This window comes from Microcystis sp. M_OC_Ca_00000000_C217Col, from assembly GCF_007095585.1.
Classification (GTDB): domain Bacteria; phylum Cyanobacteriota; class Cyanobacteriia; order Cyanobacteriales; family Microcystaceae; genus Microcystis; species Microcystis panniformis.
In genome coordinates, this window is sequence record NZ_SFBV01000197.1 from 1 (window position 1) to 17,487 (window position 17,487).

At 42.9% G+C, this 17,487-nt stretch carries 11 protein-coding genes; 1 reads left to right on the forward strand and 10 read right to left on the reverse strand.

Features of this window, described 5'->3' with window-relative positions; all coding sequences use genetic code 11:
* Nucleotides 1-26: 26 nt before the first annotated feature.
* Nucleotides 27-536, reverse strand: a complete 510-nt coding sequence (locus EWV66_RS11710) for a coiled-coil domain-containing protein (protein WP_052277753.1) — start codon at nt 534-536, stop codon at nt 27-29.
* A gap of 374 nt (nt 537-910) precedes the next feature.
* On the opposite strand from EWV66_RS11710, the gene EWV66_RS11715 reads away from it, so the two are divergent.
* Nucleotides 911-1,438 (forward strand): hypothetical protein, encoded by a 528-nt coding sequence (locus EWV66_RS11715; RefSeq protein ID WP_052277752.1) that lies wholly within the window; start codon nt 911-913, stop codon nt 1,436-1,438.
* A 41-nt stretch (nt 1,439-1,479) separates the two neighbouring features.
* On the opposite strand, the gene EWV66_RS11720 is transcribed toward EWV66_RS11715, so the two are convergent.
* The 9 genes from EWV66_RS11720 to EWV66_RS11760 form a co-directional block, all read right to left on the reverse strand.
* A complete protein-coding gene (locus EWV66_RS11720) occupies nt 1,480-2,259 on the reverse strand; it encodes a pentapeptide repeat-containing protein (protein WP_052277751.1) in 780 nt (259 codons plus the stop codon).
* A gap of 437 nt (nt 2,260-2,696) precedes the next feature.
* Nucleotides 2,697-5,795: an efflux RND transporter permease subunit gene (locus tag EWV66_RS11725; RefSeq protein ID WP_287107789.1), complete on the reverse strand. Its 3,099-nt coding sequence runs from the start codon at nt 5,793-5,795 to the stop codon at nt 2,697-2,699.
* A gap of 42 nt (nt 5,796-5,837) precedes the next feature.
* On the reverse strand, nt 5,838-7,193 hold the full coding sequence (locus EWV66_RS11730) for an efflux RND transporter periplasmic adaptor subunit (RefSeq protein ID WP_194013288.1): 1,356 nt from the start codon (nt 7,191-7,193) through the stop codon (nt 5,838-5,840).
* A gap of 60 nt (nt 7,194-7,253) precedes the next feature.
* Entirely contained in the window at nt 7,254-8,555 is a 1,302-nt protein-coding gene (locus tag EWV66_RS11735; protein ID WP_287107790.1) for an MFS transporter, read from the reverse strand.
* Between the two features lie 48 nt (nt 8,556-8,603).
* Nucleotides 8,604-10,235 (reverse strand): FAD-binding oxidoreductase, encoded by a 1,632-nt coding sequence (locus EWV66_RS11740; RefSeq protein ID WP_287107791.1) that lies wholly within the window; start codon nt 10,233-10,235, stop codon nt 8,604-8,606.
* 80 nt (nt 10,236-10,315) lie between these two features.
* Entirely contained in the window at nt 10,316-10,921 is a 606-nt protein-coding gene (locus EWV66_RS11745; protein WP_002731647.1) for an isoprenylcysteine carboxyl methyltransferase family protein, read from the reverse strand.
* A 12-nt stretch (nt 10,922-10,933) separates the two neighbouring features.
* Nucleotides 10,934-12,109 (reverse strand): type III polyketide synthase, encoded by a 1,176-nt coding sequence (locus EWV66_RS11750; protein WP_287107792.1) that lies wholly within the window; start codon nt 12,107-12,109, stop codon nt 10,934-10,936.
* A gap of 47 nt (nt 12,110-12,156) precedes the next feature.
* The gene (locus EWV66_RS11755; RefSeq protein WP_193958745.1) at nt 12,157-13,476 is read right to left on the reverse strand and encodes a flavin-containing monooxygenase; all 1,320 of its coding nucleotides are present in this window, start codon (nt 13,474-13,476) and stop codon (nt 12,157-12,159) included.
* Between the two features lie 28 nt (nt 13,477-13,504).
* Entirely contained in the window at nt 13,505-17,467 is a 3,963-nt protein-coding gene (locus tag EWV66_RS11760; protein WP_287107793.1) for a beta-ketoacyl synthase N-terminal-like domain-containing protein, read from the reverse strand.
* Nucleotides 17,468-17,487: the final 20 nt, after the last annotated feature.

Here is a 17,487-nt window from a genome sequence, read left to right on the forward strand (position 1 = left end):
GATAACTATTTTATTGAAATAAAAAATTAAGGTTTGTTGCCAAGAAAAAAGCCGCGCAATCCCAAAGTTACCACGGCACTTAAAAAAGCCACAACCATGGGGATAATCAGGGATTTAAACCCTTTCAAGTCAGCAATATCTTTAACTAGGATCGCATAACTATCTTCGACTTTTTCCAGTCGTTTATCCATTGTTTCGACTTTCTGATCAAGAGTTTTAATATCTCCTTTGATTTCTGTGACTTCCACCTTTAAATCATTAACATCTTTTTGGAGACTGTCAAATTTGTGATTAACATCTTTTTGGAGACTGTCAAATTTTTGATCCATATCTCTTTGGAGATTGTCGATTTTCTGATCCACATCTCTTTGCAGGGTGTCAAATTTTTGATCCACATCTCTCTGAAAGTAATCTATTTTCTGACCCATATCTCTTTGGAGAGAGTCAATTTTCTGATTAACCTCTTTAATACTATCTTTAATTTCTTTCAGGACAGATTCAAGGGAATAGGTAACGGTTTCGCTAGTTTGTGTCATAATTAACAACCTCTGGTCGATAGGGACAAATACAATTAGGTTATACTGAAAAAGTTTTTCGTTGGTGTGGGGTGTGGGGTTTTACCCATTTTCAGGGAAAAAGTCCCGGAATTTTCCCTCTGATCACTCCAATGGCTGGTACTTTTTGATTTGAAAAAAGCCTAAAGATATTATCCAACAAAGTTTTTAGATTTATTCAGCCAGCCCTAATTATTCCCCTATTGCCTATTGCTAGGGACTAAGGACGATTTCGCTACTGGAAAATTTCCATTGTGGCCAGAGAGCGGTTATGGTAATTTAAGAAAGCGATCGGGGAACTCTCACAGGGAAGATCCCGACCCTAGCCAGGGAGTGCCTGTTTAACCGTCTGTCCTATGTACAAGTCTATTACTGTTTTAACGCTGCTGACGGGAATTATCGCCGTTGATGTGGTTTTAGCTCAATCCACTGTTAATCTTCCTATTGCAGTTCAACAGGGAGAATCCTACGAGGGATTATTGACTAGAGCATCGCAATTAGCGGAGAAAACTATCATCAGTCGTTTTAATCAACAACAGGGTCTTAATAAAATTGATTTATTAATAACGGCCGAAAAATCAGGAGCGATCGCACCTTTGCTCTCGGTGAAGGTGTCCCGTCAAGATTGGTTTGGCCATCCCAATATTCAACGCTGGGGGAATGTTTTTCCCTTTGGCAAAGATCTCCTCGGTTTTAGCTCTCCCGCACCCGTCGTCACCCCGAAAAGTCCCCCCGCTGCCGTTAATCCCACACCATCTCCAGCACCATCTCCCGGCGCTACCACTCCTCCTCCTCCCCCTGCTTTACCCTTCGAGGATGAGCCGAATAATGCTCCCCCAATCCCCATTCCTAACCAAAGATTAACCACTCCAGCTAATCGTTAATCGATAGGAAAAGGAGGGGATTTCGGCCGATATATTGACTTTTAAGTGGCAAAACGAGGCTGAAACCAGTCTAGGGGAAAAATATCATCTTCTTGGACGATTTCTGTCCAACCGGTGACGCTCTCAAAACAAGTCCCCGTCAAGTTAGCACCCCTCAAGTCCGCTCCCTGTAGATTTACCTCTTGTAACCGCGCTCCCGCTAGATTAGCACCCCCTAAATTGGCCCCGCGTAAATCACTACCCGTCAGACGTGCCTCGCTAAAATTAGCCCTTTCTAAATTAGCCCCCTGAAAGTCCACCTCTTTAACAAAAGAGCCGCTAAAATTGGCTTCCCTTGCGGAAATCTGACGACATTTAGCCCCACTTAACCGCGCTTCCTGCAAATTGGCCCAATTGAGATTGACTTTATCTAGGGTTGCCTCCAAGAGATTAACTAAGTATAAATTCGCCCCGCATAAATTCGCCCCGCATAAATTCGCTCCCCGGAGATTAGCATGGGAAAGATCCGCCCCACTTAATCGCGCGTTACGCAGGTTTGCCTGTACCATAAAGGCCCCGGTGAGATTAGCTTTGGTTAAGTCCGCTTCCACTAATTGCGCTTGACTTAATTTGGCATAGGTTAAATTCGCCCAATTTAAACTCGCTCCCCGCAGATTTGATTTAGTCAGAAAAGAGCGACTCAAATTAGTTCCGCGCAAATTGGCCGCAGCAAAATTGACAGCGATTAGAGTCACTTGTTGTAGATCTAGACTCATCAAGTCAATGGCTAAAAAATCCCGCTCTCCTTGTTCGTAGAGTCTTAGTAACTGATTAACTTTCATCTCCCTTCTTCTACTTATAAGATGGTGGTTAAGAAGTAATCAACAAAAGCACCTAAAAACTTTGTCCGATAACTCACTCTGCTTTTAGATGAGCAATTTATCAGGCTCTCTTTTGAGTTTATGTAAAGTTTTTTGTCGATTTTTTAAGAGAAGATAACGCGAACAGCAAGTTAATTTTCATCATAGTTAAGTAGCTTGGCTAAAACAGTTGCACTGGTTTTTCCAATTCTACCCCAGTCCATCGGGTAATTAGTATCTAACACTACTCTTGTTAAAAAACTTATCTATTGTTTAAACTCGATTATATTTAACCCAGCCAATTATCCCTATTTTCTCGGATCAGGGCAGTGGAGCCGAGAGGACTTTCAGGGTATTTTTACTCAAATCAATAGAGACGTTGCCCAGCAACGTCTCTACAAAAGTGGTATTTAATCAAGCTACTCAGAAACAGACAGAGGGGAAACCTTTTGGGCTTGAGCGAGATAGTACCATCCCGACGGGACAAATACCAGTGCGCTTAAGGTGGTTCCGATCACCCCGATGGAAATACAGATAGCGAGGGGTTCCCAAAAAGCGCCGCCGTAGAGGAATAATGGCACAAATCCCGTCACGGTGGTTAAGGTAGTGGTAAGAATGTGACGGGTGGAAGCAATGACCACTTCCCGGATTGCCTTGCGTTGGCGTTGAAGATGGGGGGGTAAAGCTTGTAAAGCCGCTACCACGACAATAGAATCATTAACGGAAACCCCAACTAAGCCGATAGTGCCTAAAATGGACATGAATCCCAAGGGATATTCAAATAACCAGAGGGAAAATAAGGCTAGTCCAATTGAACTAATACCGACGACAGTAACTAGGGCAGCAAGACGGAAGGAGTTAAAAGAAAGAACAAGGGTTGATAGCATTAGAATCGCCAAGACTCCCACACTAGCAATTAGATTAGCCACAGCTGTATCTCTTTCTTCTTCCTCTCCGCCAAATTCGAGCCGATACCCTGCCGGAAGGGAAAATTTGCCCGATTCTAAGTTTTGGCGAAATTCGTCTAAAACCGTTGCAGCGATCGCATCAGCTTGAACATAGGCCTTCACCGTATTAATTCGCTTGCCATTTCGTCGAGGAATCGTGGCTAATTCGGGGAGAAAATCAAATTCTGCCACGGAGGAAAGGGAAATATTCGCCCGTTCAGCAGTGGCGGAATTACCGAGAATATTTAAAGAGGCAATTTGTGGCAGTTGCTCGCGATCGCGATTAGCGACTCGGACTCGTACGGGTAATTCTTCCGTTGCTTCTAAAATCGAGCCACCCACAGAACCTTCTAAAAGGTTATCCAATTGACTTGCGATCGCCGCATTATCCAAACCAATCAGTCGAGCTTTTTCTTCATTAATTTTTAAGGCTAACTTAGCTTGAATTTCACTTAAATCAGCAACAGAATAGGTTATTTCGGGTATTTTTGCCAGTTCTTCCCGTAAGGACTCGCCAATTTTCCTTAACATCTCCAATTCTGAGCCATAAACCCTAATTTCGATCGGGGCTCCCACCGGTGGACCCTGTTCTAGGGGGCTGACTAATACCCTTGCCATCGGTAGAGCTTGACTTAATTGTTTTTGTAAGGTTTCGATCAATTGGGGTTCATCAGAAACTTGCCGAAGTTGAATCAATGCTTGGGCAAAATTAGGAGAGTCTTTGATGCCATCGGAGAGATTATAGTAGAAGGGGGGAGCATTACGCCCTAAAAACCAGTGAACTTCCCCAATTTCTCGATGATCTAGCAGTATTTTTGCAGCTTGAGCCACTTTTACCTGAGTTACTTCTAGGTTTGTGGTGGGGGCCAGTTCGATTTCTAGGGTTAACTGATCTCGTTCTGCCGGCGGAAAGAATTCTTCTGGGAGAGTGCCAGCGACAACAAAGCCAGTAATTGGGATAATCAAGCCAATAACCAGACCTAATACGGGAAAATAGAGAATTAACCTCAAAATTTGGCGATACCAACCCGTTAGGAGCGGTAAATTAATTCCCGTATCCCACCAATGGGTTTTTGTCTGGTGCGAGCGATGAGTCAGTTGATATAAACGTAAACTGAGGACAGGAATAATCGTTAGGGACAAAATTAGAGAACTAACCAAGGCTAAGATCACTGTTTGGGCGATAGTACGCACGAATTCGCCAGTGCCTCCTTGCAAAAGAGCGATCGGCATAAAAGACAAAATCGTGGTTAGGGTAGAAGCTAAGAGGGGAATCCCTAACTGTTTAACGGTTTCAGCAACAATATGTTCGTGAGCTATTCCCGTCCGTAGTCCTTTTTGCAGTTCATCGACAATCACAATAGCGTTATCGATCAAAAGTCCCAAAGCAATAACAATTCCTGTCACCGACATTTGATGTAGGGGGATTTGCCAGAGATTCATACCGGCAAAGACCATCAGGATCGATAAAGGCAAGGATACACTCACCACCAAGGCGGACTGCCATCCCATCATCACAAAAGCTGTCCCCATGACACAGAGTAACCCTAGGATCATGTTGCTGAATAATCCATCGAGTCGGTTAGCCACATAACGATTTTGGGCAAAAATTATCTTGAGGCTCACACCTTGGGGGAGAGAAGGGCGAAACAGGTCTAACTTGGCCTGGGCTGCCGCTGTCCATTCGTCTATGCGTTGCCCCGATTCCATCATAGCGGCCACCACAATAGCCGGTTTACCGTTAATAATGGTTAGTTCTGGTGGTGGTTCTTGAATTCCCTTGGTAACTAGAGCGATATCTCCTAAACGGGTAAATTGTCCATCATTACTGTAACGAATCGGAATTGCTCGAATCCGAGAGAGTGATTCTAAACTGGTATCGACCTCCAATAATAAATTATTGCGATTACTGCGAAGTTGTCCGGCGGCGACCTTGGCATCACTGGTTTGAATTTGTTGGGCAACTTCGACGGCGGTTAGGCCCAGAGAGGATAATTTCACCGGATCGATTTCGACTAAAATTTCCTCGGCCGGAACCCCGACTAACTCGACCCTTTCGGTTCCCCAAAGGGCTTCTAATTCATCGAACAGTTCTTGGCCAAGTCGGCGTAAAATAGCGTAATTAGGAGCGGTATCTAGATCCCAAAGGATGGCAGTCAATAAACTAAAGGCTTTACTATATCCTTCTTCGTATAAGGGTCTTTGGGCTTCTGGGGGTAGTTGCGGGATGACATCGGTAATCCGATCGCGAATGCGTGACCAGACGGGATCCACATCAGTCACTTCATCTTTAAGTTCAATATTGACCGTGGAACGCCCTAATTCTGAGGAGGACTCAATCAGGCTAATTTCTTTGATGCTAGAGAGAGATTGTTCAATTTTTTCGGTCACTAGGGATTCGACCCGATAAGGACTGGCACCGGGTAAATTGGTGGTAATGGTGGCACCTCGATTAATTGTTTCGGGATCTTCCATGCGCGGCAAAATTTGAAAGGAAGACAATCCCCAGACAATAATCAGAATTAAGGTAAGAATTAGTAATCTAGGTTTACGTTCAAATAAGTTATTCATTGGAGATTATTAGGGATAATAAAGCTGATTAATGACCGCTGACTACCAAATTTCCACCATTTGCCCGGGTACAATGCGGTGAACCCCTTCGACGATCACCCGATCACCGGAGGTGAGCGTCCCGCGCACCAACAAGCGATCGCCTTGAATCGCTAGAACTTCTAAATCTTGGCGTTTGACGGTAAACTGTCGAGGATTATCGGGATTAGCTTCTCCTAGAACATAGGAAGACCATAATCCTCTCGTGCCTTGTACTAAAGCTTCTGTGGGCAACCAATAGCCCGATTGTGGAACTGATTGAGATAATTCTAGGCTGACCACTTGCCCTGGAATCAGGCCCTGAGTCTGATTTAAACTTAAAATAACCGTGGCGGTACGGGTAGTTGGATCAATTTGGGGCAAGGTTGAAGTGACTTGTCCTGTTAATATTTTGTTACCAATTTTTAAACGATGTTTACTGCCAATTGGTAAGTTTTCGGACTGGTCAATGGGAACCCCTATACGCGCTTCCAGTTTATTACTTTCCACTAAACGAACGATCGGATTACTTGCAGAAACAACAGTGCCAATATTGACGTGAAGGAGGGCAATAGTGCCATCGTAGGGGGCTTGAAGTTGGCTTTTTTCAATCTCTAATTTAATATTCTTCAGTTGGGCATCAAATTGGTCAATAACGGCTTTTTGCAGAGAAATCAATTCGGGACGAGTACCAGCTTTGAGTTCATCTAATTGACTTTGGGCTTCATCAATTCTCGCTTGTTGTGCATTAACATCTGTTTGCACTTCTTCGAGTTGTTCTCTAGTAATTGCCCCTTCTTGATACAATCCTAGCCGTCTTTGGTATTTAGATTGGGCTAAAGCTAATTGTTCCCTGAGATCTCGGACTTTTGCTTGGGCTGCAGCGATACTTTCTTTCCTGGAACCAGCTTGTAATTCTTGCAGTTTAGCCGTAGCTTGCGATCGCTGGGCGATGAGTTCTTGTTTTTGTGCTTCTAAATTGCGTGTATCTAGAGTAGCAATTAAAGTACCTCGGCGTACCTCTTGACCCTCTTGAACCAATAAACTAATTAATTGTCCCGAACGCTCAAATCCTAGTTCACTTGTCCGTTTAGCCACAATATTACCCGTATAACGGCGCGGTTCTTGGTGATGGGTGACAGGACTTAAAGTTAAGGTTCGCACCGGTAAGGCTGCCGTCTTGCTCTTATCAATTGCTAACGAAGCGGTTTCTTCTGAGGTGGTGGATTCAGAGGTGTCTTCTAAGAGGACATTACGCAGGGTAGGATAGGCAAAAACCGAGGTGGCCGCTAGGATACCAGTAATAATTAATCGCCAAGGCAATCGCAGTTTTTTGATGGCAGTTTCTTGCTGTTTAGTGACAGGATTGGGGGAAGTCATAATCTAGTTCCAAATGAGTAGGGTTTTGTAAAGAGTAATAACAGATTAGCGAGGAAAGAACTATTTTTTGATGGCATAAGGCCGTAGGACAAAAGCCGCTGCTAGGGATAATATACCGGCGGACAAAAAGGCAATTTGTACCCCCCAGGGGTTATCAGGAGTTTTCCCGAAAGACAGGATTAATCCTGTTAGAAAAGACCCCGCACCTTGGCTAAATTGAATTAGGAGACCCCTGGTACCAAAAAATATTGCTTCTCGTCCCATTCCCTGTTGCTCCGCATCTTGATCGATAATGTCCGATAACATGGCATTCGGCAGACTAAAAAAGCTGGCTAGGGCTAAATTAGCGATGATCGAAAGGATTAACCAGGGAATCAAAGAATCTTGCCACCAAAAACGACCACAGGCCATGGCAATCATACCCAGACCAACCCAGATTAAAGAACCTTGAAAAACCAGTTTTTTGCCATATTTTTGCGCTAAGGGTAAAACCAGGGTAAATCCAGCCAAGGCACTACCGACGATAATAGTATTAATCACGGCGGCAAAACTTACCTCTCTTTTGAGGAGAGCAATTACTAAAAAAGTCGGAATTACCGAGATAATACTAATCACCATCCACGCCAAAATCATGGTGATCATATAGATACAAAAAGTCCGATTAGTAAAAGCCGCCGTTAAGGTGGTTTTAAAGTTAGGATATTTCCCCTTAGAAGGAGTATATTCTTCTTTTTCTAGCAAGGGCATAGCTAGGGTAATTAGCCCAATAAGACTAATAGCAATACCCATTCCCTGAAAACCATAGCTATCAGTTAACCAAGGGGCAATAATCCCACCAATGGTGGCACCAACTAAACCAAAAATTCCGATTTGAGTTGATAATTTAACCCTTCCTTCTGGGCTTTTAGCGAGAGTGGGCAACCAGGCTAAATAGGGAACATGATAGGATGCCATACCCACATAAAACACCCAAAGCATGGTGACTAAATAAATGAAGTAAGTAGTTTGATTTAAGTTATTAGGGGGATTAAACAACAGGATAAAACCACCAATTAAAGGGAGTAAACTGGCCAGTATAAATGGTCTTCTTTTGCCCCAAGGACTCCAAAAGCGATCGGAAAAATAACCGATCACTGGCTGCACAAAAGCTCCAGCAATACGGCTAATCATTATCGCTATTCCCACTAAAGCAGAGGGCAATAAAATGGATAAGTTATAGTCATTGGGAATGCCCGGGTCGTAGCGATAAATTAGCATGGTTAGAAGGGCATTATTAACGATAAAGTTACCAAACCAACCAGTGATATACGGAAGATAATCTATTCGGAGATGTTGCCATTTGCTGGAAGTGCTAGAAGTCATTAGAATTGGGGGAGAGATGGGCAGTTAGCAGTAGATTGTTAGGCTTATTTAAAGAAATTCGTAGCGACCGGGTGAGAGAATGTGATTGGGATCCAAGCTGTCTTTAATTTTCTGGATTAAGCAACTATAATCGTCTTGGGCTGCGGGTAAACTATTCATAGAGTGGGTACTAAGACGGTAGGGATAATAGCCTTGATTGATCAATTCTGCCAACATTTCATCGTGACAATTTAAGGCTTTTTGGTCTTCGCCTTCTAGCAATCGATCATAAAAAATGGCAGCATTGATGTTAATATTGCGCTCGGTAACACAGTTAATGCCGATATTGGGTTCATAACCATATTTTTGAGCGATGCTGCTGATAATATTGAGAGCATTTCTGAGATGATTTCCCAGAAAAGGAACAGCGGGAACACACCAAATCATGCCACAGGCATCCAGGTCTAAATTCAACCTATCGGTGGGGGGCGTTTTTTTGCGCCAATAGGCCATCTTCAGCACTTTTTCGGTAATCATTCCTCGTTGGGGATTTTTGTGATAAATTAAATCCACCTTGTCCTTAATTTCCACACCAGTAAATACTTTAAAAATGGGACTCATTTTGCTGGCCATTTTGAACTTATTTTCATCAAAAAACATAAGTTTATTGACAATTCCTTTCAAGGCTTTTTCAATTAGGTTTCTTTCGACTTTTCCCTGTTCTGGTGAAGCCGAATATAAAGCTCCTTCTCCTATCCAAACACCGCCGCCCCATTGATGACTTAATTGTTCTAATAAATCGGGGGGTAAAGGAGTTTTTTCTTGGCATTTCTGCCAGGGATATTGTTGTTGAATGGACAACATTCGGTAGTTATTATTAATGTGGAAGGTCGTTTTAATTACCCCTGCCATTTTCAGTTGACGTAGTTTATCGATCAATAACTCTAATTTATTTTCTTGATCGATGCTATAGAAAAAAGCCTGAAAATATTCAGGATAGGGCGTTAACCAAAAAGTCATTTTGGTGACGATTCCCAGGTTAGATTGGGTAAAAATTCCATCAAAATAGGGACCGACTCCCCAACGATTGACCGCCCCTATTTGGGAGTTTTCAAAGCGATTAAATCCCGTATGAACACATTCACCGGTGGGCAAAACTACTTCCATTCCACAGACATGATTAAAGCGATCGCCCAAAGGTCCTTTGGCTTCACCTCGTTCGAGAATATTGCCAATAATACTAGAATCAGGAGTCGAACCGGTGACACTCATTAATAATTTATTGCCATTTTTCTGCAAAAAATCGTAGAGTTGTCGCTGAGTAACACCGGCTTCAATAGTTACATAAGCTAGGGTTTCATTATAATCCAAAATCTGATTTAATCGACTCAAATCCATTAAAACCGAACCGGTGCGGCTAGGAACTCGCGAACCATAACCCCAATTTTTACCTGTACTAATAGGATAGACAGGGGTTTGATAGCGATTAGCAATTTTTAGAGATTCTTGGACTTCTTGACGATTACCCGGGCGAATAATTGCCGGGATTTTAGCATGGGTTTCGTAGGTAGCGGTCTCGGCTTCTAGGCGTTTTTTGTTATCGGTGCTGACATATTCGGAGCCTAATAAATTTTCCCATTCTTGTAGAGCGTTAGTTAAATTGTCGCTAATAATATTTTCGGAAACAATTAGAGAGTCCATAGTATTTTTTTTCTCCTTGAAATTCAGGTATGAGGGGTAATTAAAGGGCCGTAGGGAACCGGCCCTGCTATCCGTGGCAATTAACTTTTAAGCGGTTGCTGTTTGCGAGAGAAAATTGCGCTAAAACTAGGAATAAAACGGGGAGTATTGGCGAAAACTGCTTGATAATTGGTGTCTTGACTTAAAGCTTCTTCTTCAGCCGGAATGCGTTGGATTAATAACCAAGCATTCAGGAGACTAAAGACTATAGATGTCAGATAAGCGGTATGAAACAGGGGAACCACCGCTAATTCCGTGATCATGGCCCACCAGTTAGGATGACGGATATATTGATAAATGCCATTGTCGATCACGGGTGTCTGAGGAACCGTGACCACCTGATGAATCCAGCGATCGCCCAAGGCTTCAATGGAGGCATAGCGGAGCTTTTGAGCTAAAAAAGTAGTAATTAGGGAAAATAAAGCCAATGCTGGAATAAAAGGTCGATCGAGCAGATAAACTTCCCCGATCATGCAAAGCATCCAGCTAGATTGGAAAATCTTGACGAATCCCACATAATTAGAACTATGCAGTTTGCCACCTTCCGCTAAGACTTTGGCCATATTCTGTTTACTCAGACGAGTAACGCGCACTCGTTGGACAATAATGTAACTAATCAGGGCAATGAAAACTATTTGGCTTAACATCCTTAAATATCCTTAGAATTGAACTAAAATGGCTTCTTGAGCAAATCCAGGCCCCATGGAAATTATTAATCCGTAGGAACCGGTGGGAGGATGGGGACGGGAAAGGGTTTCATCGAGGATGCAGAGGATAGTAGCAGAGGCAATATTGCCGATTTCCGCCAAAATATCCCAACTAACCTGTAAAACATCCGGTTCTAACTGGAATTCTTCAACTATTGCATCGAGAATCTTTGGACCCCCCGGATGCACCATCCAACAGACAATTTCCTCGAGGGAAACTCCTGTTTTTTCCAGTAAAGATGTCACCGCTTTTCTCACCCCACCCTTGACGTAATCAGAGACTTCTGGGCGAAGAATTTGGCGAAAACCGTAGTCTGTTAAAGGTAATGCCATTAAATGCTCTGTGTGGGGCATTAACAGCGATTGAGTGCCGATAATCTTCAGTTTTGCTTTACCTTGCTTGACTAAGGGATGTTCATCTCCCGCTAAGAGAACAGTACCGACTCCATCGCCAAATAAAGCCGCTACCACAAGGGTCATAATGATATTGCTATATTGAGACGGATCTTCGGGTAATTGTCCCAATAATTCCGTTAAATCGCTATGAATTGACCCTTGCCAAAGGCCAGAGGAGGGATCGGTGGTAAACAAAATCGCTGCTTCGGTGGGATGTCCTTGCAGATAATCGTTTACTCTGGCTAATCCTTGGGCGCCTCCCAAACAGCCGACACCCGATAACGCTTGCCGCTTGATATCGAGGGAAAAATCTAGACGATTGAGGAGTAAACTTTCTAGGGAAGGAACGGAAGGAAGAACAGTAACGGAAGTAACTAGGGAGATTTCTTTGGGAGAAAGAGCGGCTTTTTTGAGCAAATTAGTTACTGTCGATGTTACTAAATCCATAGTTAGATCGACCATTTGACGAAAGGGTTGGGCGATTCCGGGAGGATTATCGGCATCGAATTCATCTAGGGGAATAGTGAAGTATCGCCCTTGAATTTTGACATTACTGAAAAAACGATGAATTTGTTCTAAATCAAAAAAGGTTTGTTCCCGGAAGTCGAGTTGATTTTCTCGGCAATAATCTTGAAGAAGATTAGCACAATGATTTCTGATATTGACTTCTAGAACTTCTTGGGGATAGTAATGTTCTGGAAAACCGGTAGCTGTCTCAATAATGTAGGGCATTGGAGTTAAGAGAGAGGGATTTCAGGGGGTTAATTATGGTGGGAGATTTAAGCCAGTAATCGGCGAGCTAATCCTTGGGCTTGGCGTATATAACCCAATTTGTCAATCACTAAGGAGTGAGTACCGCTATGGTGTTTATTGTCGGCGCTTAAATTGGAACTAATTTGACGTTTTAGCTTTTCAAATTTATAGACAAACCGGGATTTTTTATCCTGAGCTTGTAGATAAGCGGCCACTAAATTACTTTGTTCTTCAAATACTCGCCAGTGGGTGCCAGTGGGATGAACCATTCCGATGACAAACAGGTTATTTTCCTCTGGGTGAAAAACATTCATATAGAGGTTAGGCTGGGTGGTTCCTTCTTGCCAATTTAAATCTGATTTGTCAATAAAAGAAAATTCAATTTTGTAACCAGTGGCGTAGATAATCAGATCAATTTCTTCTGTACTGCCATCGGCAAAAATAACATTCTTTCCGTCTAATTCTTGGATATTAGGCTTATGGGTGACATCTCCATGCACATAATAACGATAGATTTGTTGGTCACTATTGGGAATAATTAGACCGTTACTTTTACAGTCTGTCGGAATATTGAGTTTTTTGAGATTAACTCCTTGTAAGAATAGAGCTATTGGTGATAATAAAGCCATCATTTTCATGTGTTCTTGCGCTGGAATTAGATTCATGATTGGCGTGTTAATCATCACCCATTCTGGGGGCAAACCGAATAAAAATTTCGGCATACAGAGAAAGCCACGGCGGGTACTATGGAAAGTTTTACTGCCATTAATAGCCGCTTCGACGACTAAATCCATGGCTGATTGTCCCGCTCCAACTACTAGGACTTTTTTAGCATTTAGTTGAGCGGGATTATCATAATCTTTTGAATGGATAATTTCCCCGTCAAAATGCCCAGAAAATTGAGGAATATTCGGTTTACTATGATAACCACTAGCGATTAAAACCCCTCGGTATCGTCTGGTTTCTTGGTTGCTAAGGGTGACATCCCAAAAGTTACCCGCTTTTTTTACTTTCTCCACGCTGAGATTAAATTCCATGAAATCATAGAGATTGAAATGAGCGGCATAATTGCGAAGATATTCATAGACTAACCGATGATTGGGATAATCTGGGTAATCTTTTGGCATGGGAAAATCAGAAAAAGGTTGTGTGGTTTTATGACCAATCAGATGTGTATTTTTATACATTGGACTATCGGGACGATCATAAATCCAAATACCCCCAACATCCTGAGCAGATTCGATAACATTAAAGGGAATTTTGGCTTTGCTTAAGGCTCTAGCCGCCGCTAATCCTGCGGCACCAGCCCCAATAATACAGTATTGCTCTTTGTAATCTAAAGTCATGATTTTTCTCCCTTGAATAATTGGTTGATTAGGCAGTCATTTGTTCAGGAAACTCTTGTAAACTTTGGCCAATTATTTTCATAATTTTCTCCGTATGTTGATTGATAAAGAAATGTCCTCCCGGTAAGGTATGCAGGACAAAATCTTGATTGGTTTGCAGTTGCCATTGTTGTAATTGATCGGCAGAAACCTTGGCATCGTTGTGACCTCCAAAAACGGTAATAGGACAATTTAAGGGTTGACCTTGTTGATAAGAATAGGTCTCTAGGAGTTTGAAATCTGCTCGTAAAATTGGCAAAAAAGCCGCCATTAAATCGGGATGTTTGAGGAGAGTTTCTGGGGTTCCTTGAAAATGACCTAAAGCTGCTAAAAATTGCTCATCTCCCAGACGATGAATGGGTAAATCGGGATTGACAATTTGAGGCGCTCGAAATCCAGACATAAATAAATGTTGGGGTAGATTTTGCCGAGTTTTAGCCAATTCTCTGGTTAATTCAAAACTGATTAAAGAACCCATGCTATGACCAAAAAAAGCATAAGGTTGGTCTAAATAGGGAGTCAGAATCGGAATGAGACGATTAATCAGGGATTTTAGCGATGTAATCGCAGTTTCCTGAAGACGCGTTTCGCGTCCGGGTAGTTGAATCGCCCAAAATTCCACTTGCTTGGGGCAGTAATTCAGCCAATTTTGGAATACGGAGGCACCCCCACCAGCGTAGGGAAAACAAAATAGACGAATGCGGGCGTTAGGATTAGCTTGTTTGCGAATTAGCCAAAGTTTCGGATCATTAGAGATATTTTCGGCTTTAGTCGTCTTGATTGGTTTTTTCTGTTTTGAGGAGAGAGGAGTTTTGTTGCTAGTTGCAGGTTGGGAGTTTTGGGTGATTAAGTTGAATATTTGCGGTAAAAACTGCTCAATACTCAATCCCGCTAGGTATTCTACGGGAACAATAATTTTTAAATCCTCCTCTAGTTGACGTCGTAATTGACTGGACATGAGAGAATCTAAGCCTAAACTAGAGAGCGGTTGCTTGGTATGTAGCTTGACCACGGATAAACCAGTAATCTGTTCTAAAACACCGATAATGTAGGTTTCTAGTTGTTTAAGCTGTTTCTCTGCGGGTGTGGCCAACAGAGAGTCAAGGGTAATTAGATGACCAGAAGATGATGCGGTGGTGGTTTTGACAACTTCTCGCGGTTGCGGCGGTGTTTCTAGGAGATATTTCGACAATTTAGGCAATAATTGCGCTTCTTCTGCGGTCAAGTCGCCTGTTTTTAGCCAATAACTACTTCTTTCAAAGCTGTAAGTCGGTAAGATACAGGGTTTACTGTCTTGATTGGCCGTTATCTCTTGCCAATTCAGGGCGAATCCCCGCAGATAAAGCTGACTGACACTCTCGAGGATCTGTTGTCGGTCAGCGGTTTGACGACGCAAACTGGGCAACCAAAGACAAGAATAATTTTTATCCAGTAGGCTGCCCATGGCCGATAAAACCGGATGAGAGCCGCATTCGACAAATAGCTCATAACCGTTGTCCAGTAAGGTTTTTATCCCATCGGCAAAGCGAACAGAACACCGGAGATGACGACACCAATAATCGGGAGTAGTGACCTCAAAATTGACTAACTTGCCATTAAGGTTAGAAATTAAGGCTCGTTGGGGGGGATGATAGGTGATGGTTTCAGCAATTTGTCGGAACTCGTCTAAAATCTCCTCCATCAGAGGGGAATGAAAAGCTTGAGAGACATTTAACCGGGTAATCTTCAGATTTTTGACCTGAAGCTGTTTTACCAGGGTTTCTATGGTCTCTGCAGCACCGGACAGGACAATATTATCCTGACCATTAATAGCGGCAATAGCGACCTGAGATTGATAGGGGGCAATTAAGGGACTAATTTCAGCTTCACTAGCCGAGATAACGACCATTGAACCACTTTTTCCCACAGAATCCATCAATTTAGCCCGATAGAAGACTAATTTTAAGGCATCTTCTAAACTAAAGACTCCAGCAACACAGGCGGCCACATATTCCCCTAAACTATGACCCATAACTCCATGGGGGGCAATTCCCCAGGATTCCCAGAGTTTAAAAAGGGCGTATTCGAGAGCAAATAGGGCAGGTTGGCTGTAAAAAGTTTGATTGAGATGATTTTCTTGGTCAATAATCTCCGTTAGGCAATAGTCGCCATATTGACGGAGAATCTGATCACAGTGATCGAGTGTTTGACGAAATAGAGGATAGGATTGGTATAGTTCCTTTCCCATACCGGGGTATTGAGAACCCTGTCCTGGAAATAGAAAGGCAATTTTTGCCCGATTTTTGCCACTAAATTCACTTTTTTGGCGAAAAGAACTCGGTTCACCCTGAACAAAAGCGGTTAATTTTTCTTGAAGTTGGCAGTGACTAGAGACAACACAGGTGAAACGATGGGGTAATTGGGAGCGACTGCGATTGCTAGTAGCACAAATGGAGCTTAAAGCAATATTTTTCGCATTTTCTAGGTAATTTGCGTATTTTTGGGCTAGTTTGATTAAAGCCGATTCGGTCTTGGCTGAGAGGGTGAACAGATAGGGCGATGAATCAGGTGCCGCAGTCGTTTGAGGTTCGTAAGGGTATTCTTCGAGAATAATATGGGCATTAGTGCCATTTAAGCCAAAAGAACTAACTCCAGCTAAACGAGCAGAATTTTCACTAACCCATTCACGGTTTTTAGTCGGAACTTTCAGCGGTTGATTTTCCCAGTCTAGATGGGGTGTCGGTTGCTGGAAGTGGAGATGGGGGGCAATTTGTCGATGTTGCAAGCATAAAATCACTTTCATCAGTCCAGCAATACCAGCGGCCGCTTCTAGATGACCGATATTGGTTTTGACGGAACCAACCCAAACCGGTTGGGGATTTTTAGCAAAAACTGTCGATAATGCACCTAATTCAATGGGATCGCCCAAAGAAGTGCCAGTTCCATGGGCTTCAATATAGCTAATGTCCTCTGGCTTTACCTGAGCATTTTTTAAAGCCTGACGAATCAATTGTTCTTGACTAAGTTGATTGGGAACTGTTAAACCGCTACTCGTACCGCCATGGTTAACGGCCGAACCTTTAATTAGTCCTAAAATCAAGTTATTATCCCGAATAGCCGCAGATAAAGACTTTAAAACTATAATACCGCCGCCTTCTCCCCGCACATAGCCATTCGCTGTTCTATCAAAGGTTTTACAACGACCGTCAGGAGACAACATCTGGGCGCGGGATTCCATGATAGTAACGAAGGGAGTTAACATTAGGTTGACTCCCCCGGCTAGGGCAACTTCACACTCGTTATTGCGTAAACTTTGGCAAGCTAAATGAACAGCGACTAAAGAGGAGGCACAAGCAGTATCAACCGTTAAAGTTGGGCCATGAAATCCAAAAAGATAGGATAAACGTCCCGAAGCTACACTTTTAGCATTTCCCGTTCCCGTATAGGCATCAATCAGAGCGGGATGATGGCTAAAATGGGAGTAATCTTGAGTCATCATGCCGATAAATACCCCCGTTTGACTTCCTCGCCGATTTAAGGGTGATATTCCCGCATTTTCCAGAGCTTCCCAGGCTAGTTCCAGCAGTAATCGCTGTTGCGGATCCATTTGTGCCACCTCCCGGGGAGAAAGACCAAAAAAATCAGCGTCAAATTGATCTATCGGTTGATTTAAGAAGCCACCGTGACGGGTATAGACTTTTCCCCTTGCATCGGGTTTAGGATCGTAATAATTGTCAATATTCCAGCGTTGCGGCGGAATTTCGCTGATGGCATCGGTTCCTGATTGCAATAATTCCCAAAAAGTTTCCGGGGAATTAGCTCCCTGGGGAAAGCGACAGGACATACCAATAATTGCAATTGGTTCATTCTTAGCTTTTTCTAGGGTATGTAGCTTAGTTTTTAAGACCTTAATTTGATTTAAGGCATCTTTTATTAAGCTCATTTGATCGGTTTTGGCAGGTATTTGTGTCATGGTAAACAGGTTATTTAGAT